This window comes from Sphingomonas sp. P4_G3 (assembly GCF_056401105.1).
Genome location: NZ_JBFUJZ010000002.1, coordinates 417,396 through 436,187, shown reverse-complemented (window position 1 = coordinate 436,187; position 18,792 = coordinate 417,396). Strand labels below are relative to the sequence as shown.

Genomic DNA, 18,792 nt, shown 5'->3' with positions numbered 1-18,792 from the left:
CGTGTAACTAAATCAGTCCCACCGCTGCCAATAATCGAACGCGATCTGCTGCTGTTCCTTCACCAGCTTCATCGCTCGCGGCCCCGTCCACGGGCCATCATAGCCGAGCACGAACGCCCGCGCCCCGCCCCACCATCCTTGCCCGGGCAGGCCATCCGATTCGCGTACGACAAGCACCGCGAGTTCGGGTTCACCTGCCGCGATCGCGGCTTCGTCGATGATATCGAGCGTCTTGCATACCGCGCGCATCTTGGGCCGGGTGAAGCGGTGGCCCAATTGTGCCAGCAGGTGCGAATAGCTGATCGCCTCGCCCGCCTTCGCCGCCTCGATCAGCAGCGCGCGGACGCGGGCGACATCGGCGATCGAATTGGCGGAGCTCTGGTCGATCATGACGCCTTCGGGATGACACGCACCGGTCAATTGGGCTAGTCCGCTGCAACTCGCACCATGTCAGGGGCGTTGCGGAACCTCAATGATCAAGGTCGCGAGCTACAATATCCGCAAAGGGGTCGGCACCGATCGCATCCGCAGCCCGGAGCGGATCATGGCGGTGCTGCACGAAATCGATGCCGATGTGATCGCCTTGCAAGAGGCAGATCGCCGGTTCGGCCGGCGCGCGGCGATCCTGGGACCCGATCATTTGTCCGATCACGGCGCGTGGAAGGCGCTGCCATTCGGATCGCGGCCGTTGTCGAGCGGATGGCATGGCAATGTCCTGCTGGTCCGGCGCGACGTGCAAGTGGTCGATTGCGAGGCGATCCATTTGCCGACGCTGGAGCCGCGCGGCGCGGTGATGGCCGATCTGCGCATCCGCGGCCAGGCGATCCGCGTGGTGGGCATGCATCTCGATCTGTCGGGACTGATGCGGCGGCGCCAGGCCGACGCGATCCTGGCGCATCTCGACGCCAGCACGCAGCAATTGCCGACGGTAATGATGGGCGACCTCAACGAATGGACCCGCGCCTCGGGTTGTCTCAAGGACTTCGGCGCGCGCTTCCACTTCGCGGCGACCGGACCGAGCTTTCACGCGCGACGACCGGTCGGGCGGCTCGACCGCATCATGGCCTCGCCCGACCTCGCGATCACCGATTGCGGTGTGCATGTCAGCCACGCATCGCGCTGGGCATCCGACCATCTGCCGATCTGGGCCAAGGTCGCGACGGCATGACGCGCGAAAAGGAACTGCGCATGGCGCTGGTCTGCTACGGCGGGATCAGCCTGGCGGTCTATATGCACGGCATCACCAAGGAGATCTGGCGCCTGGCCCGCGCCAGCCGCGCTTATCATTCCGGGCAGGCGCCAAGTGTCGAGTCGACCGAACACATTTATTGCGGCCTGTTGAGCGAGATCGAGAAGGAAGCCGAGGTGCGGCTGCGCGTGCTGCCGGATATCATCGCGGGCGCCAGCGCGGGCGGGATCAACGGCGTGTTCCTGGCGCAGGCGATTGCGACCGGGCAGAGCCTGGAGCCCTTGACCCAATTGTGGCTCGACGTCGCCGATATCGAAGCGTTGCTCGATCCGAAGGCAGCCCCGTCGCATCGGTTCGCCAAGGCCTGGGCATTGCCGATCGCCTGGATGGCGCAACGGCGCGGCGCGGTGCGGGTCGACGAATTGGTCGAGGCCGGAGCACGCGCCGAGGTCGAGCGGAAATTGTCGCATTTCGTCCGCTCGCGCTGGTTCGAGCCGCCGTTCGGGGGAGAGCGTTTCACCAATCTGGTGCTCGACGCGCTGGCGGCGATGGCCGCGGGCGGCGGCGACGGGCGATTGCTCCCCGCTGGGCAACCGCTCGACCTGTTCGTCACCGTCACCGATTTCCGCGGCCATCCCGAACGGCTCGAACTCAATTCCCCGCCCGAAGTGCTGGAAACCGAGCATCGCCTGGTCATCCCGTTCACCGACCATGGCACGGGCTGGTTCGCCGATCCCGCCGAGCTCGTCTTCGCGGCACGCGCCACGTCGAGCTTTCCCGGCGCGTTCCCGCCCTTCACCGTTGCCGAGCTCGACAAGGTGCTGGCCGATAGGGAAATGACATGGCCGACGCGCGAAACATTCCTCGAACGCGCGTTGCCGCGGCAATATGCCGTGAATGCGATCGACAGCGCCGTGCTGATCGACGGGTCAGTGCTGGTCAACGCGCCGTTCCGACCGGCGATCGACGCGCTGCGCGAACGCCCGGCGCGGCGCGAGATCGACCGGCGGTTCATCTATATCGACCCCTCGCCCGGCGCCGGTTTCCATTTCGGCACGACCGCGGCGCCCTCGCCGGGCTTTTTCCAGACGATCATCGGCGCGATCTCCGAAATCCCCCGGCAGCAACCGATCCGCGACAATCTCGAGGAAATCCAGGAACGCAGCCAGCGGATCGAGAATATGCGCGCGATCACGCGATCGATCCGACCGGAGGTCGAGACGCAGATCGAAAGCCTGTTCGACTATACGTTGTTCATGGACTCGCCGACCGCGACCCGACTCAAGAACTGGCGCGCCAAGGCGCAGAATGCCGCCGCGGCGAAATCGGGCTACGCTAATGCGGCCTACGGTCATCTCAAGGTGGCGGGCGTCATCGACCTGATCAGTAACCTGCTCCAAGCGGTCGGCGGAGAGCCCGGGGCCGATCGACTGACGCGCATCCGCCAGGCCGTCGAAGCCGCGGTGCAGGCCAGCGACGGCGGACTGACCTTCGCCGGCAAGGCTAGCGAATCGGCGATCCTGTTCCTGCGCTCGTTCGACCTCGGCTTCCGTATCCGCAGGCTGCGGCTAGTCGCCCGCCGGCTCGCCGAGCTGGAAGACGTTCTGTCAGAGGAGCAGCTCACCGCCGCACGCGATGCGATCTACGATGCGCTGGCCGCTTATCTCGAGGCCAAGCGAACGGACACCCATCTCGCCTTGCGCCGCGATGTGCGCAGTTTGTACAATGACGCCGCGCCATTGCTCGAAAAGCTGGCGGCATCGCTCAACCTTAAAGAACTCGACGACGACACCGACGCCAAGCTCGCCGACGCCTTTGCCGGCATGGCGAAGGATGTGAAGCGACCGCTCTTGCTCAGCTATCTCGGCTTTCCCTTCTTCGACGTCGCGACCTTGCCGCTGCTCCAGGGCGAAGGACTCGACGAATTCGACCCGATCAAGGTCGACCGCATCGCACCGGAAGACGCCACAGCGATCCGCACCGGCGGCGCTGAAGCGACGTTGAAAGGCATTCAGTTCAACAGCTTCGGCGCGTTCTTCAGTCGCGCCTATCGCGAGAACGATTATCTCTGGGGCCGCCTGCACGGCGCCGAACGGATGATCGACATCATCGTGTCGGCGCTCCCGCCGCGGGTGCGGATGAAGCCCGGGCGCGTCGCGACGATCAAGCGCAATGCGTTCCACGCAATCCTGGACGAGGAGGAAGCGCGGCTGACCGCGGTTCCGGGCATGATCGATGCACTCAGGCGGGAAGTCGGCTGAGCTTGCGACCCAGCTCGCTTGGCTCGGCTTGAGCGTTGTCCGTCTCAGACGCGCTCTATAGCGTCGTCGCGATGAGCACGTTCCCGACGAGGACAGCGGCCATGACGACCATCAATACGCCCTTGAGCCGCGTATCCGGCCGGCGGCATAGCCGCGCCCCGAAATAGACGAGGATCGCCGCCGCGATCATCGCTACGGCATAAATCATCTCCAGCATCGCGTTCAGGACTCGCTTTCGCTCAGCGCCGGGAAAGCCGGCGCCTCGGCCGGTTCGGGGGCCAGCGCCCTGGCATAAGCGTCGATATCGACATTGCCGCCCGACAAGATGACCAGCATTCCCGCCTCGGCGGCCACCTTGCCCGCGAGCAGCGCCGCCAACCCGACCGCACCGCCCGGCTCGACCACGAGATGCAGTTTCGCCGCGGCCCAACGTTGCGCCGCGCGGACCTCGGCCTCGCTCACCGCCACGCCCTTGGCATCGCGCCGCGCCAGCACCTCGAAGGTCAGCGGCGAGACGACCGGCGTTTGCAGCGCATCACAGGCGGTCGGCGGTGGGTTCGGGCCGACCGGCTCGATCCAGCTCGCCTCGAGACTGCGGCGCATATCGTCCCAGCCCTCGGGCTCGACCACGGTGATTCTGGCTTCGGTCAGGCCAAGCGCGATTCCCGCTGCGAGCCCGCCACCGCCGCAGGGAATCACGACGTGCGTAGGTTCGCCCAGCCCGATCGCCTCCATCTGCCGCCGCGCCTCGATTCCCGCGCTGCCCTGACCCTCGATGATCCAGGGGTCGTCGAAGCTCGGCACCAGCACCGCGCCGCGCGCTTCGGCCAGCTCGGCGGCGATTCGCACCCGGTCCTCGGTCATGCGATCATAGGGAACGACTTCCGCCCCCAGCGCGAGCGTGCCGTCGCGCTTCGCCTTGGGTGCATCCGACGGCATTACGATCGTCGCCGGAATGCCCAACCGCTTCGCCGCCCAGGCGACTCCCTGGGCGTGATTACCCGATGAGAAAGCGACCACGCCTTTCGTGCGCTGATGATCGTCCAATGCGGTCAGCCGATGCCACGCGCCGCGCAGCTTGAACGCGCCGATCGGCTGCAGCGATTCGGCCTTGAAGGCGATCGTCACGCCATTGATTTCGTGAGTGAAAAGCGGCGATGGCGCCAGGATCGCCGTGATCTTCGCCGCTGCGTCCCTGACCCCTGCCCGTGTCGGCTGTCTTACGATCGTCACTTTTCGCCTCCGCTCACCAAATTCGGTTCCAAAAAGTCTTTACTTGGTAACCTTTGGACCTTATCTGCCCGCTTCCCGCTGCCCCATGGGACTTCCAACCGCAAGGCAGCATTTCACCGTACGGCGCAAGCCACTTGGAGGTCCCTTGAGTTGCACAAGCATCATAGCGCGCTGGGGCTAGCGAAAGCCCCTGGTAATTCCGCCCGCGGAATTGCTCTTGATCAGCGGCCGGTTGCTCCGGTCACGCTCATTCGCCCGCATGCGGCAGCCCGCGCCGCCCGATTCTTCGTCGAGAAGTTTCCGGGCCGCTCGATGTATGCCGTCAAAGCGAATCCATCGCCCGAGTTGATCCAGATCCTCTGGGACAACGGCATCACGCATTACGACGTCGCCTCGATCGCCGAGGTGCGGCTGGTGCGGCGCACGTTGCCCGACGCGACCCTGTGCTTCATGCACCCGGTCAAGGCCGAGGAAGCGATCCACGAGGCGTATTTCAAGCACGGCTGCAAGACGTTCAGCCTCGATTCGATCGAGGAACTGGACAAGATCGTCCGCGCCACGCACGGCGCGAGCGACCTGACGTTGTGCGTCCGCCTGCGCGTGTCGTCAGAGCATTCCAAGCTCAGCCTCGCGTCGAAATTCGGTGTGGCGCCGGGCGAATCGAAGGAACTCCTGTTCCAGGCGCGGCAGATCGCCGACGCTTTGGGCATCTGCTTCCATGTCGGCAGCCAGGCGATGACGCCCGCGGCTTATGCCGAGGCGATGGAGCGCGTGCGGCAGGCGATCGTCGAGGCCGGCGTGACCGTCGATGTGGTCGATGTCGGTGGCGGCTTTCCGTCGACCTATCCCGGCATGGAGCCCCCGCCGCTCGAACATTATTTCGAGACGATCCATCGCGCGTTCGAGAGCCTGCCGATTTCCTATTCGGCCGAACTCTGGGCCGAACCGGGTCGCGCGCTGTGCGCCGAGTACAGCTCGATCATCGTGCGCGTCGAAAAGCGCCGCGGCGACGAATTGTACATCAACGACGGTGCCTATGGCGCGCTGTTCGACGCCGCGCATATCGCCTGGCGGTTTCCGGTCACCTTGCTGCGCGAGCCCGACAGCCACGCCAGGGATATGGGCTACAGCTTCTACGGCCCGACTTGCGATGATCTCGACCATATGCGCGGGCCGTTCATGTTGCCGGCGGATGTGCGGGCGGGCGACTATCTCGAAATCGGGATGCTCGGCGCTTATGGTTCGGCGATGCGGACCGCGTTCAACGGCTTCGGATCGGACGAGACGGTGACCGTCGACGACGAGCCGATGGCATCGCTTTATATGAGCGAGGACCGCGAGGTCGCGTCGAACGTCGTAAAGCTGTAACGGCTTAGAGCTAACGGCTCTCCTCTCCCCTCCCGCTTGCGGGAGGGGCTGGGGGAGGGCTTGTTATGGAGAGCGCCGTCCCTCAGGACACGCCCTCCCCTAACCCCTCCCGCAAGCGGGAGGGGAATTTACGGGTATCCGCGTCCCCATAACGACGGCGGCATGAGAAAACGGGAACAGACCCATGACCGACACCCTGACCAAGACCGCGGCCGCCAACGCGCCGATCAACGACACCCGCAAGGCGGAATTGCTGTCGAAGACGGTCAAGCATATCGACATCAAGTCGTTCGACGCGCGCCCGATCGTCGATGCGATGAGCGACATGAGCTTCACCAGCCGCGACCTCGGCCGCGCGACCAAGATCTACAACCAGATGTTGGCGGACAAGGATTGCACCGTCGTCCTGGTGATCGCCGGCTCGACCTCGGCCGGCGGCTGCATGGACCTCTATGCTGAGCTGATCCGCAACAACATGGTCGACGTGGTCGTCGCGACCGGCGCGACGATCGTCGACATGGATTTCTTCGAAGGTCTTGGCCACAAGCACTATCAAGCGCTTGAAATTCCTGACGACGATACGCTGCGCTCGCTCTATATCGACCGCATCTACGACACCTATATCGACGAGGAGCAGCTTCAGGATTGCGACCACACGATCCTGCAGATCGCCGACAGCCTGGAGGCCAAGCCCTATTCGAGCCGCGCCTTCATCCGCGAGATGGGCAAATATCTCGCCGAGCACGGCAAGAAGGACAACAGCCTGGTCAAGCTCGCTTACGAGCATGACGTGCCGATCTTCTGCCCGGCGTTCGTCGACTCGTCGGCGGGATTCGGCCTGGTCAAGCATCAGGTCGACCGCGCCAAGGCCGGCCAACCCTATATGGTGCTCGACGCCATCGCCGATTTCCGCGAGCTGACCGAGATCAAGATCCAGGCCGGGACCACCGGCCTGCTGATGATCGGCGGCGGCGTGCCCAAGAATTTCGTCCAGGACACCGTCGTCTGCGCCGAAATCCTCGGTCACGAGGATGTCGAGGTGCACAAATATGCGGTGCAGATCACGGTTGCCGACGTGCGCGACGGCGCCTGCTCGTCCTCGACGCTGCAAGAGGCGGCCAGCTGGGGCAAGGTCAACACCGGTATCGAGCAGATGGTGTTCGCCGAGGCCGGTTCGGTGATGCCGTTGCTGGCCAGCGACGCCTATCATCGTGGCCTGTGGAAAGACCGGCCGGAACGCCGCTGGGCGAAGCTTTTCGCGTAAGCGCTGAAGCCTGTCGAGATAACAAAGCGGCGTCCGGTCCATCGGGCGCCGCTTTTCTTTTCTCCTTCTCCCCTTGTGGGAGAAGGAAGGGGCCTACTCGCGCAGCGAGTGGGAAGGATGAGGACAGATCGGATCACCTGCCCTCACCCTTCCGCCGACTTACGTCGGCTCCATCCCTCTCCCAGAGGGAGAGGGAATTAGCATCAATCCTTCGCCCGATAAGCCTCGGGCACGACGAACACCTCATCGGCTCGGGCATAGCCGCCATCCCGCACCTCCTCGATCAGCACCATCGTATGCGCCCGCGCGCCTTCGCCGAAATATTCGACGAGCAGGTCGGTCGTACGGTGTGCGAGGTCGGCCTTTTGCGCCTTCGAGAGCGCGGCTTCGGGGAGCTTGAAATTCGCGAATGGCATGTTGGCGTCCTTAATTCTGATTGCCGCGCGCCTGGCGGGCGAACTGGTTGAGTTGTTGGAAAGTCTCATCGAACCGGCCTTCGCGCTCGGCATTGCGAAGGAAGGCCACGCGCTGGACCAGGATCTCCGGCGGCGTGGGCTGCTGGGCGAACAATGCCATCACTTCGTCGGCGAATTCGTCGAGCGGTTGATAGCCTTCACGCGATTCCTGCCCGGGGGTCAGCCCCGTCTGCACCGCCGGCGGCGCCAGCTCGATCACCTCGACCTTGCCGTTGAGCGCGTCGCGCATCGCGACGGTGTAGGAATGGATCGCCGCCTTGGTCGCATTGTAGGTCGGCGTATCGACCAGCGGCACGAAGGCGAGGCCCGAGGTCACGTTGACGATCGCGGCGTTGGGCTGCGCGACCAGATGGTCGATCAGCGCATTGGTCAGCCGGATCGGGCCGAGCAGGTTGGTGGTGATCGTCGCCTCGGCATCCGACAGATCGCGGGCATGATCGAGCGCCTCGAACCGCATGATTCCGGCGTTGTTGATCAGCACGTTGAGCGCCGGGAAACTCGCGAGGACGCGCGCCGCGAAATCGGCCACGCCTTCGGCGCTTTCGACATCGAGCGTCACCGTATGGATATTCGGCCGGCCCGCCGCAGCCGCGTCGAGCGCATCCTGACGCCGGCCCGCGATAATCACGACGTTGCCGGCGTCGTGGAACCGGTGCGCCAGCGCTTCGCCGATACCCGACCCGCCGCCGGTGATGAGGATGGTGTTGCCGCTGCTTTTCATCGGATCGCTCCTGCTTGGGGTTGATGACCGCGATGTACGCTCCCACTCTCCAGAGGAAAGAAGGCACCGGAAAGATTTATACTTACCCAAAAGAGAGTGACGGCATGAACGCCCCTACCCCCAATCATCTGCCTTGGCCGACCGACGTCGATCCGCGCGTCGAGGCGCTGGTGACCGAAGTGATTGGCCGGGTGGCGGACAAATGGACGATGCTGATCCTCGATGTCCTCGCCGAACGGGGCGAGTTGCGCTTCACCCAGGTCGGCCGTGAGGTACCCGGGATCAGCCAGAAGATGCTGACCCAGACGCTGCGCCAGATGGAACGCGACGGGTTGGTCGTGCGCACTGTCCATCCGGTGATCCCGCCACGAGTCGAGTATCGCCTGACCGATCTCGGCTTCTCGCTCGGCGAAGCGTTTTGCGGCGTGTGGATCTGGGCGAAGGACAATCTCGAGCGGATCGACGCCGCGCGCGCGTCCTTCGATTCCCGACGGCCGGGCTGAACGCCGCGCAATCCGTTGCAATATTCTACCGGTTGATGCGGCTTCCCGCTGCAACCAGTCCGGGTGTCGCCGGGCGAAACTATTCGCCTGAGGGATACACCGCTACCCGCCGACATGCTGCTTGTGAATAGCGACCAGTGTCGGTAATTCTCTGGGCTAAGGGGTTTATCGATAGGGGGATTCTTGCGGCGTATTCTTTTCGCTCTTTCGAGCGCGTTGATCCTCGTATCCTGTGGCTCCGACGGGTCGGGCACGGCCGGCACCGGGACACCCACACCATCGCCCAGTCCATCGCCATCGCCCTCTCCGTCCCCATCCCCCTCTCCGACGCCGACGCCGACGCCGACGGCGAGCTATTCGACATTCGACGCGCTTACCGGAGACCAGAACTATCCGACCGGCTGCGTTTCGGCACAATTTCCCGCCGGCCTGCCGACGGTCGGAGCGGCAACGGATTTCGGCAGCGGCCTGCAATTCACCTATACGGCAGCAACGCAGATCCATGCGCTGAGCGGGGACGGAATCTCGGTCAGCTTCGGCCCCGGCGACCATTCTGCGCTGAATTCCACAGCCAATGCTGATGTCTGGATAAAGGGCAGTGAAGACCTCACGCTCGAGGCACTGACCTGGAGCGGCACGCGGATGGCATACAACCGCGTCTCCTATCTGGAGACCAGCAAGGCTGGCGCTCCCATTACCTATGCCTGCATCACCGGGGTACCGACGTTCGCATTCGACGTGCCGACGTCGGGAACGGCGGCTTTCCCAAAGGCAGGGATGGATGCTGGCGCCTTTACTCTGAATGGCGGCACGGTCACTCATTACTCGCTGGCGAAGACGCTCGTCACCTTCCAGGCCGATTTCGCGGGAAAGACGGTGACCGCCACGCTGCACCTGATTGCTACCACTTCGGGACCGAGTCCCCATACCGACGTGGATCTCGGAACGGTGACCGGTAACGGCACGATCAATGCCACGACCGGCCGCTTTTCAGGCACTTGGTCGAGCACGGATCGCGATGCCCATGGCAATTTCGCAGGCAGCTTTTTCGGACCTCAAGCGCAGGAATTCGGGCTTACCTATTCCGTCGAAGGCAAGGATGGGGCCGGGACGCGGATATTCGCGTCTTATGGCGCCATCAACGGATCGCGTTAAGCGCCGATCCCTCGTTGTGTGATGTAGTCAAATGATGCAGCCTCGCCCGATACAAATCGGGGGGAAGCTTTTTTCATGCATAGTGAAATCCTAAAGCCGGTCGTCGTCCTGATCGCCTGGACATTGGTGATGTTCGTCTGGATGATCGCGGTGCGGTTGCCCGCGATGAAGGCCGCCGGGATCGACATAACCAAGCTGAGGGGCGGCAAGGGCAGCGACGCCGACGGCGTTCTTCCTGCCAAGGCGCAATGGAAGGCGCACAATTACAATCACTTGCTCGAACAGCCGACGTGCTTTTACGCGGTATCGTTCGTGATCGCGTTCACCGGCACCGGCGACGGGATCAATGCCTGGATCGCCTGGGCCTATGTCGCGCTGCGCATCGTACACAGCCTGTGGCAGGCGACGGTTAACAAGGTCTCGATCCGCTTCACGATCTTCATCCTGGCGACCTTGTGCCTGATCGCTCTGACCTTGCATGCCGCGATGGCGGTGTTCGGCTGGCACCATGGCTGAGAAATTCGAGCGCCACCGCCAGCCCTGGCGGCAGGACGAAATCCAGAAGCTCCACACGCTGGCCAAGAAGGGCATGGCGCTGAAGGCGATCGCCAAGGCGCTGACGCGGAGTGAGGAGTCGGTGAAGCAGCGGGCGAAGGAAGACGGCCTGTCGATCGCGAAATTGCGGTGATCGGGCTCCCCTCCCGCTTGCGGGAGGGGCTGGGGGAGGGTCTGTTATTGTGAGGGCGCTTATTCGACACGCCCTCCCCTAACCCCTCCCGCACGCGGGAGGGGAATTGCCTACCCAAACAACCTCGCCAAACTCCGATCCAGCGTCACCAGCTGCCACAAGGTCCGGCCGTGCTCCGCCCGACCCGCTTTATGCTCGGCCGCGATGCGCTCGATCACCGGCCCGTCGAACCATTGCAGCAGCCGCGGCGATCGCGCCAAGTCGGCCGCCTGATCGGCCAGCGCGCCGCGGAACCACGCGCTGATCGGGGTCACGAATCCCATTTTCGGCCGATAAAGGATGTCGTCGGGCAGATAGCGCTGCATCGCCTTCTTCATCAGCCACTTGCCCTGGCCGCGCCGCAACCGCATCGACACCGGCAAAGTCGCGGCGAATTCCATCAGCTTATAGTCGAGCAGCGGTTCGCGTGCTTCCAGACTGACGGCCATGCTGGTGCGGTCGACCTTGGTCAGGATGTCGCCGGTCAGCCAATGCTGGATATCGGCATATTGCGCGCGGTCGAGCGCATCGCGCGCCGGCGCGTCGTGCATCGTGGCGATATAGCGATTCTCAGCGCGATGGCCGCCGAGCTGGCGCCAGGCCCCGGCGGTGAACAATTTTTCGCGCAACCCGGGTGTAGTCACCCCGACCGAGCGCGCATAGGCAGTTGCGCCATCCTCGGCGAGCGCAAGCAAGGTCGTCTTGGCGCGCAGCGGGCGCGGCGCCCAATCGGCCTTGGGATAGAGCCGCCCCAGTGTTCCGAACACATTGGCCGACATCTCGCGCGGCAAGAGCGAACGGATGCGCTCCTCGGCCGCCTGGAACTTGTAGCGGCGATAGCCCGCAAACGCCTCATCCGCGCCATCGCCGGACAAGGCCACTGTCACCTGTTCGCGCGCCAGCTCGCAGACGCGGAACGTCGCCAGCGCCGACGCATCGGCGAAGGGTTCGTCGAACGCGCTAGTCAGCCGGTCGATCAAGGCGAAATCGTCGGCGGCGACGACGCGCTCGCGATGATCGGTGTGATAGCGCGCGGCGATCGCGTCGGCATAAGCGCGCTCGTCATGCCCGGCTTCCTGGAAGCCGATCGTGCAGGTTTTGACGGCCCCCTTCGACAATTCGGCCATCAGCGCAACCACCGCCGAGCTATCGACGCCACCCGACAGGAACGCGCCGAGCGGCACATCGGACACCATGCGCAGCTTCACCGCGGCACGCATGCGGTCGACCAATTCGGCCTCGAGATCCTTGAGGGAGCCGCTCGCGCGGTTGGTGAAGTCGAGATCCCACCAGCGGCGCGGCATCGGCACCGGCCGCCCACGCTCGAGCATCAGATAATGCGCGGCGGGCAGCTTCTTCACGCCGGCCACAATACTGGCATCGTCGGGCACGTAGCCCAGCCCCATGAAATCCTCGATCGCGGCGAGATCGGGCGCGCGGCGGAGCAGCGGATGCGCGAGCAGCCCTTTCAGCTCGGAAGCGAAGGCGACCGATCCGTCCGAGAGCACGACGTAATGGAGCGGCTTCACCCCCAGCCGGTCGCGCGCCAGGAACAGGCATTGCCGCCCCGCATCGTGCAGCGCGAAGGCGAACATGCCGTTGAGGCGATCGAGCATCGCTGGACCCCATTGCCGCCAGCCATGGAGCAGCACTTCGGTATCGCCATTGGTGACGAACTTCGCGCCCATCGCTTGAAGCTCGGCGCGGACCTCGGCGAAATTGTAAATCTCGCCATTATAGGTGACCGTCAGGTCGCCATCGTGCATCGGCTGCGGGCTGCCCGCGACGTCGATGATCGCCAGGCGGCGATGCGACAGGCCGACACCCGACGCGGTCCACACGCCGGCGCCGTCGGGGCCGCGATGCGCCTGGGCATCGGCCATCGCCAGCACGCGGGCGCGATCGACCGGCTTGGGAGTTCCGGGATGATAGATCCCGGCGATGCCGCACATATTATTGACCAACCCCCGTGTTCGTGCTCGTCACCCCAGCGCAAGCCGGGGTCTCAGGCAATGTCGCCATAACTCTAGAGATCCCAGCTTTCGCTGGGATGACGGGAGTTGTCACCGGATCATCCCCGCCGAACGATCGGCCAAAACGTCGAGCGACCCCAAAGCCGCGAGGAATTTCGCCATCGCCGCGCGCGAGTCGTGGCCGGGCAGCGTTTCAGCTGAAACATGGATCGCAACCGCACGCTGCGGCCCGCCCAGCAGCTTGGCCTTGAGCGTTTCGAGCTTCACGATTTTGGGGTCGGACGTGAGGACATTGCCGATCCGGTACCACGTCGCGACCCGACGCTCCACCGGCCCCGGCGCGGTGATGCGCATGACCGTACCGCCGTCGAGATCATCGAGATCCTCGACCCGCACCCAGCGGTCATCCTGTTGCATGACGCCGATCCCGAAGCCCACCATCTCCTTGCCCTGATGCTGGCTGCCATAGACCGCGATGGCCAGGTCCACGGCGTTTCCGCTCCCATCGACATAGCGGCCGAACAATTGATGATCGGCGCCAGGATAGGTCGGCATCCAGGGCGCACGCGTGCTGACCGGCGCGCGGGTCCAGCCGGCAACTTGTGGCAAGTCGATACGCTGCGGCAATGCCTGCGCGCGACCGGCAATCGCCGCCGACCATCCGGGGAACGCCGCCGCGACAGCGAGCACCAGCAACGCGGCGACGATCGTATCGAGCGGCCAGCGGACCGGGCCTTGCAACCGCGCCGGATCGAATGCCGGCGCATCGGGCGCGCGGTCGAACCATTTCCAGCCGATCGCCAGCACCGCCGCCATCACCAGCCCGAAGAACACCCAGCCGAATACGATGTGATCGTATCCGGTGGCCTGTTCGACGCTGGTCAGGACGGCGGCATAGATGGTCCCGAACGCGCGAACGCCATTGGCCAGCACCGGCACGATGATCGCCATCGTCATGAAGGCGATGCGCCGCGGCCAAGTGCGGTAGCAGAGGTTGGCGACCAGAACGCCGTAAGCGATCATCGCAATCACGAACTTGGAGCCCGAGCACGCTTCCGCCACTTCGAAATATTTGTCGCCCGCTGTGATCAGCACGCCGTCGACCGTCGCCGCGACGCCGACCAAGTGGAGCAGATGCATCGTGATCCATACGGTGATCGTCTGGAGTGGCGGCTCGAGGAATTCTCCGAACGGCACCAGGAACAGCGCATAGGCGATCGGGAAGAGCAGCCCGCGCGCGACATTGGGCCCGAATATCGTCACCACCGCGCCCTGCAGCATCATCACCACGCCGAGATGCCGCGCGAACGATACCCCCCCGGCATCGCCGAGCAGCCAGCCGAATCCGCCCGCCGCAACCAGCGTGAGCCCGGGCGCCCAGGCTTGGGGAGTCAGTTGCGCCAACTCGCTCCGCCTAATCCATACCAGCCAGCCGATCACCGGAGCGATGAACAGGCAATGCCCGAAGGTAGTGTTGGTCCAATAGAGTTCGGCCAATGCCGCAACGTCCCGCCGGAACATCAGCAGGATCACCGCCATCGTCGCGACGAGCGCGACCAGCGGGCGGCGCCAGGCGGCGGCGATCACAAGCCCGGGACGAGGTGCGGAACCGGCGACGCTGGTCATGCCGCGGCCCGTCCCTTCGCCTTTGCCGGCACACCCTTCGCGCCCCAGCCGATCAAGGCATCGAGCGGCGCAAGCCTGGCGTTCCAGCCATAGCGCGCCTGAACCCGCTCGCGCGCCTTGCGCCCCATCGCTGCCGCGCCTTGCGAGTCCGACAACAGCCCGTTCACCGCATTGGAGACTTCGGCCACGGTATCGCCGCTCAGGATCGTGCCGTCATGGTCGATTCCCTCGACGGCAGGCCTACTCGCCACGACCGGACGCGCCATCGCCATGGCTTCGAGCACTTTGTTCTGGATACCGCGCGCGATCTTCAGCGGTGCGACCACGCAGGCCGCCGCCTCGATCCACGGCCGTACGTCCGCGACTTCGCCAGTCACCCGCACGCCATCCTGCTTCGCCAGTGCGGTAACCGCGTCGGTCGGGTTGCGTCCGACGATGACGAAGACCGCATCGGGATGAACGACGCGGATATGCGGCAGCACCGTTTCGGCGAACCAGGTCACCGCCTCGACATTGGGACGATAGTCCATCTGGCCGGTGAACACGATCAGCTTGCCGGTCGTATCGATGCGACGAAACGACGCGGCGGGATCGAAGAAGTCGGTATCGATTCCATTCTCGACCACCTGCACATTGACGGAGCCGGTGCGCTTGCGGAACAGATCGGCTTCGGCCTCGCTGACGAACACGCTGGCATCGACGCGCCGCGCGATTTGCCGTTCGAATTGGAACAACAGATTCGCCTCGCGCCGCATCAGCCAGCGCATCGGTCCGCGCGAGCCCTTTGCGTAATCCGCGAACTTGAGCGAATCCATATCGCAAAAGTCCATGATCACGCGAGCGCGAGTCTTGGCGGGCAGATATTGCGCCATCTGACCCGAAAAGACGTAGATCGTGTCGATCGAGCGGCGCTCCAACAGGTCGGCGATGACCTCGCGCATCGCGTGATTGTCGAACGCGGTCAGCGATGCCGGCCTGCGCTGGACCAGCGCCTCGACGAGCGCGCGCCGTCGCGATTTGCCGCGCCACAGGATCGACCGGCTGGCGGTGAATGGCACTAGCCCCTTCTTCGCCTTGAGGTCGCGGGGATCGTCGGCGAAGGCGACGAGATGCACGCGATGTCGCGCGGCAAGATGTTTAAGCACGTTGAACGCGCGGATCTTGTCGCCGCGATCGGGTGGAAAGGGCGATCGATGCGCGAGGAACAGGATATCCGCCATCAGCCGAGGCCTTTGGCGATCACCGGTCCCATCGCATTGGCGAGCCACAAGGGCAGTTTCTTCCACACCGCTACTTGCAGCCGATATTTCGGGCTCATCGGGTTCATCTCGCGCGGCGTTTCGCCAGCGGCGACACGCTTGGCGTAGCGCAGCGGGACGCCCTCGAATCCCCAATTCTTCTTGAACGCGGCGACTCCCGTCCCCGCTTTCGAGCGGCCAAAATCGTAGCGCGTGCACCCGCGTCCACGCGCATGGCGCATCAGTTCGTAATAAAGCCGGTCATTGGCCTTGAGCGCCCTCGCCTCCCGCGTGCCGCCGCCCCAGAACGGATAGACGGTGCCGTTGAGGTAGAGGCTGAACACGCTGGCATGCGGCTTGCCGTCTTTGGATACCGTCACGACGTCGGCATGCTCGCCCAACTCGGTGGCGACCGCGCGAAACAGCTTGGCGGGGAATACCGGCGTGCCGAGGTTGCGGACGGACTCCGAGAACACCGCGTAATGCATCGCCAGATCTTGCGGCGTGCTGCCGATCGCGATGTCCAAATCGGCGTCGAGCGACTTGCGGACATCGGCGCGCTGCTTGCGCGGGATCGCGAGCAGTTCGGCTTCGTCGTCCTTGGCGAGATCGCGCGAGAAACCGAGATAGGTCGTCTCGTCGACGATCCATCCCTCGCCCGGCGCCGGTCCGCCACGCAGTTCGAGGCTGGGACAGCCCAGCCGTTCGGCCATCGCCCAGGCCGACGCGGCGAGAGCGTCGGCAATCGCGTCGCGGCTCGTCAGGATACCGCCATCGACGGCGAACCCGGCCGAGACCAAAGCCTTGCCGAACAGCGGTGAGCGGATTTCGGTCAGTGGCAACACGCCGGCGAGCGTGCCATCGGCGTGCTCGGCGATCAGGCAATGCGCGGTCTGACCGCAGGCGAGCGCGACCGCGACGTTCCAGCCGGTCAGGTGGAACGGCGTGGCATCAGGATGCGCGCGGACATAGGAATCGATCCGCGCGCGCTCGCTCGGATTGCCCAAGTCTGCGGCGTTGATCGCCACCGGGGTCGAGACCAAAGGCATCGTCACTGCAGGCGCTCCGCTTCGATGGCGACGACGGCGTCGACGCGGCCCCAATCGTGGCGCTTGACCAGCCCGCGCAATTTGCCCGCCATCGCGCCGAGCCGGCTATAATGGCGCAGCCGCGACTTGAGCGGCGCGCGCGCGACGCGCGGCTGCTCGGGATCGACTTCCCAGGGATGGAAATAGAACACCGCCGGGCGATGCTCGTCGCGATTGGCGCGCGCAACCGCACGATCGGTGATCGCCGCAGGAAACAACCGGAAGAACCCACCGCCGGTGGTGATCTTGCGTCCCGCGACATCGGCGAGCGTGATCGGCAGTTCGATCAGGTCCGATCCCGCGACCGGGCGATAAGCGTATTTGGGCGCATCGGCCCAGCCATAATGGTCGTGGACAAGCGGCGCGACGCTCGACGAATAGGCATAGCCTTCCTCGGCCAACACCAGGTGTGCCCAGGGTGTGCGCTGGTCGATCGAAAAGCTCGGCGCACGATAACCGGTCACGCGCCGGCCCGATGCATCCTCCAGCGCGATGCGCGCTCGCTTGAGGTCGGCGCGGAACGCGTCGGGGGTCATCGTGAAGACGCGATCATGGTCCCAGCCATGGCTCGCGACCTCATGGCCCTCATCGGCGATGCGGCGGATCAGCGCAGGGTTTCGCTCGGCCACCCAACCCAAGGTGAAGAAGGTCGCCTTGACCCCTGTCTCCCCGAACAGGTCGAGCACCTTGCCGGTATTGTAAGCGACGCGGCTGTCCAGGCCGTCCCAATCGGCCTTGGCGATCACGCGTTCAAAGGCGCCGACCTGGAACCACTCCTCGACGTCGACCGACAGGCCGTTGCGCATGATGCCGCTCCCGTCGCGCGTCAGGCCGCACGGCCACCGCGCGCTGCCGCGGCCTCGTTACCTTCGACCCAATCGACCAGCAATGCCAGCACGCGGCGCAACGCCGCATCTTGTTCCTCGAGCCGCGCCTCGATCGCCGCGAAGCGATCATGCGCAATCTCGATCGGCGCGGGCCTGGGGTCGTTCGCCGGTGCCGCAGGTTCCACCACCGCGAGCGGTTCGCGCGTTGCGACCGGCTCAGGGGCCTTGATCGGCTCCGGCACCGCGAAGATTTCGGGCTCGGGCTCGGGCTTGGGTTCGGGCGCAGCAACGACCGGCCGCGGCGCGGGCGCGCTTGGGGCGGGCATGTCGCCGGTGATATCGGCGATCACCGCATCGACCACCTTGGCGTCGATCACGTCGACCTGCTCGATCGCGCCGAACAGCAACACGCGTCCCGCCAGCTGGTTGAGCCGGCGCGGCACGCCGTCCGACCCGCGATAGAGCGCAGCAAAGGCGTCGGGCGTGAATTTGGGACGGCCGTTCCAGCCGACCAGCGACATGCGGTGCAGCACATAGGGCTCGACCTCTTCGGCGCCCATCGGATCGAGATGATGCATCGCGATCACGCGCTGGCGGAGCTGTTCGAGCCGGTCGCTGCCATGCAGCGCAGCGCGGAATTCGGGCTGGCCGAGCAGGAATATCTGCAGCAGTGCGTGGCCGCCGGCCTGGAAATTGGACAACATGCGCAATTCTTCGAGCGCGCCAGTGTGCAGTGCCTGCGCCTCGTCGACGATCAGCAAGGTGCGGCGACCCGCGCGTGCGATCGAATGCAGGCCGCGTTCGATCGCGACGAGCAATTGCGCCTTCATCAGGCCCGCGGTCTCGACCCCCAGGCCAGTCGCGACGATGCGCAACAAATCGTCGCCATCGACCTGGCTCGACACCAATTTGATCACGTGCAGCCGCTCGCGGTCGATCGTCGCCATCAGATGGCCGACAAGCGTGGTCTTGCCCGCGCCGACATCGCCGGTGATGACGATGAAGCCCTCGCCCTGGCTCAGGCCATAGCCGAGATACGCCATCGCCTTGCGGTGGGTGGCGGTATCGAACCAGAATTTCGGATCGGGCGTCAGCGCGAACGGGCGTCCGCTCAATCCGTAATGGTCGTCATACATCGTCTTC

19 protein-coding genes are annotated in these 18,792 nt (G+C 64.8%); 8 read left to right on the top strand and 11 right to left on the bottom strand.

What is annotated here, in order from left to right; translation table 11 throughout:
• Positions 1–12: 12 nt before the first annotated feature.
• Entirely contained in the window at positions 13–390 is a 378-nt protein-coding gene (locus AC1DQQ_RS07625; protein ID WP_478044758.1) for a ribose-phosphate pyrophosphokinase, read from the bottom strand.
• Between the two features lie 82 nt (positions 391–472).
• On the opposite strand from AC1DQQ_RS07625, the gene AC1DQQ_RS07620 reads away from it, so the two are divergent.
• Complete coding sequence (locus AC1DQQ_RS07620) at positions 473–1,168, top strand: endonuclease/exonuclease/phosphatase family protein (protein ID WP_478029131.1); 696 nt, start codon at positions 473–475, stop codon at positions 1,166–1,168.
• The gene (locus tag AC1DQQ_RS07615; protein WP_478029132.1) at positions 1,165–3,450 is read left to right on the top strand and encodes a patatin-like protein; all 2,286 of its coding nucleotides are present in this window, start codon (positions 1,165–1,167) and stop codon (positions 3,448–3,450) included. The genes AC1DQQ_RS07620 and AC1DQQ_RS07615 overlap by 4 nt, the downstream gene beginning before the upstream one ends.
• A 55-nt stretch (positions 3,451–3,505) precedes the next feature.
• On the opposite strand, the gene AC1DQQ_RS07610 is transcribed toward AC1DQQ_RS07615, so the two are convergent.
• Complete coding sequence (locus tag AC1DQQ_RS07610) at positions 3,506–3,667, bottom strand: hypothetical protein (RefSeq protein ID WP_478029133.1); 162 nt, start codon at positions 3,665–3,667, stop codon at positions 3,506–3,508.
• A gap of 5 nt (positions 3,668–3,672) precedes the next feature.
• Complete coding sequence (locus AC1DQQ_RS07605; RefSeq protein ID WP_478029134.1) at positions 3,673–4,683, bottom strand: threonine ammonia-lyase; 1,011 nt, start codon at positions 4,681–4,683, stop codon at positions 3,673–3,675.
• A 150-nt stretch (positions 4,684–4,833) separates the two neighbouring features.
• On the opposite strand from AC1DQQ_RS07605, the gene AC1DQQ_RS07600 reads away from it, so the two are divergent.
• A complete protein-coding gene (locus tag AC1DQQ_RS07600; protein WP_478044757.1) occupies positions 4,834–6,051 on the top strand; it encodes a type III PLP-dependent enzyme domain-containing protein in 1,218 nt (405 codons plus the stop codon).
• 184 nt (positions 6,052–6,235) lie between these two features.
• A complete protein-coding gene (locus tag AC1DQQ_RS07595; protein WP_478041644.1) occupies positions 6,236–7,315 on the top strand; it encodes a 1,9-bis(guanidino)-5-aza-nonane synthase in 1,080 nt (359 codons plus the stop codon).
• Between the two features lie 203 nt (positions 7,316–7,518).
• Here the strand turns inward: AC1DQQ_RS07595 and AC1DQQ_RS07590 are convergent, their stop codons facing one another.
• Both AC1DQQ_RS07590 and AC1DQQ_RS07585 read right to left on the bottom strand, forming a co-directional pair.
• On the bottom strand, positions 7,519–7,731 hold the full coding sequence (locus tag AC1DQQ_RS07590; protein WP_478044756.1) for a tautomerase family protein: 213 nt from the start codon (positions 7,729–7,731) through the stop codon (positions 7,519–7,521).
• Between the two features lie 10 nt (positions 7,732–7,741).
• On the bottom strand, positions 7,742–8,512 hold the full coding sequence (locus AC1DQQ_RS07585; RefSeq protein ID WP_478044755.1) for an SDR family oxidoreductase: 771 nt from the start codon (positions 8,510–8,512) through the stop codon (positions 7,742–7,744).
• Positions 8,513–8,616: 104 nt separating this feature from the next.
• On the opposite strand from AC1DQQ_RS07585, the gene AC1DQQ_RS07580 reads away from it, so the two are divergent.
• From AC1DQQ_RS07580 to AC1DQQ_RS07565, 4 genes are all read left to right on the top strand, one after another.
• Positions 8,617–9,015, top strand: a complete 399-nt coding sequence (locus AC1DQQ_RS07580; RefSeq protein WP_478044754.1) for a winged helix-turn-helix transcriptional regulator — start codon at positions 8,617–8,619, stop codon at positions 9,013–9,015.
• A gap of 183 nt (positions 9,016–9,198) precedes the next feature.
• Positions 9,199–10,170 (top strand): transferrin-binding protein-like solute binding protein, encoded by a 972-nt coding sequence (locus AC1DQQ_RS07575; RefSeq protein ID WP_478044753.1) that lies wholly within the window; start codon positions 9,199–9,201, stop codon positions 10,168–10,170.
• Positions 10,171–10,245: 75 nt separating this feature from the next.
• Complete coding sequence (locus AC1DQQ_RS07570) at positions 10,246–10,686, top strand: MAPEG family protein (RefSeq protein WP_478044752.1); 441 nt, start codon at positions 10,246–10,248, stop codon at positions 10,684–10,686.
• Positions 10,679–10,858, top strand: coding sequence for a hypothetical protein (locus AC1DQQ_RS07565; RefSeq protein ID WP_066820566.1), 180 nt, complete (start codon positions 10,679–10,681; stop codon positions 10,856–10,858). The genes AC1DQQ_RS07570 and AC1DQQ_RS07565 overlap by 8 nt, the downstream gene beginning before the upstream one ends.
• A gap of 110 nt (positions 10,859–10,968) precedes the next feature.
• Here AC1DQQ_RS07565 and AC1DQQ_RS07560 read toward each other — a convergent pair whose 3' ends face one another.
• From AC1DQQ_RS07560 to AC1DQQ_RS07535, 6 genes are all read right to left on the bottom strand, one after another.
• Positions 10,969–12,849 (bottom strand): XrtA/PEP-CTERM system amidotransferase, encoded by a 1,881-nt coding sequence (locus AC1DQQ_RS07560; protein WP_478044814.1) that lies wholly within the window; start codon positions 12,847–12,849, stop codon positions 10,969–10,971.
• Positions 12,850–12,960: 111 nt separating this feature from the next.
• Complete coding sequence (gene xrtA, locus AC1DQQ_RS07555) at positions 12,961–14,496, bottom strand: exosortase A (protein ID WP_478044751.1); 1,536 nt, start codon at positions 14,494–14,496, stop codon at positions 12,961–12,963.
• On the bottom strand, positions 14,493–15,716 hold the full coding sequence (locus AC1DQQ_RS07550; protein WP_478044750.1) for a TIGR03087 family PEP-CTERM/XrtA system glycosyltransferase: 1,224 nt from the start codon (positions 15,714–15,716) through the stop codon (positions 14,493–14,495). The genes xrtA and AC1DQQ_RS07550 overlap by 4 nt, the downstream gene beginning before the upstream one ends.
• Positions 15,716–16,783, bottom strand: a complete 1,068-nt coding sequence (locus tag AC1DQQ_RS07545) for a FemAB family XrtA/PEP-CTERM system-associated protein (protein WP_478041892.1) — start codon at positions 16,781–16,783, stop codon at positions 15,716–15,718. The genes AC1DQQ_RS07550 and AC1DQQ_RS07545 overlap by 1 nt, the downstream gene beginning before the upstream one ends.
• Positions 16,784–16,785: 2 nt before the next feature.
• Complete coding sequence (locus AC1DQQ_RS07540) at positions 16,786–17,628, bottom strand: XrtA system polysaccharide deacetylase (RefSeq protein WP_478044749.1); 843 nt, start codon at positions 17,626–17,628, stop codon at positions 16,786–16,788.
• A 20-nt stretch (positions 17,629–17,648) separates the two neighbouring features.
• Complete coding sequence (locus AC1DQQ_RS07535; protein ID WP_478044748.1) at positions 17,649–18,785, bottom strand: AAA family ATPase; 1,137 nt, start codon at positions 18,783–18,785, stop codon at positions 17,649–17,651.
• Positions 18,786–18,792 lie beyond the last annotated feature (7 nt).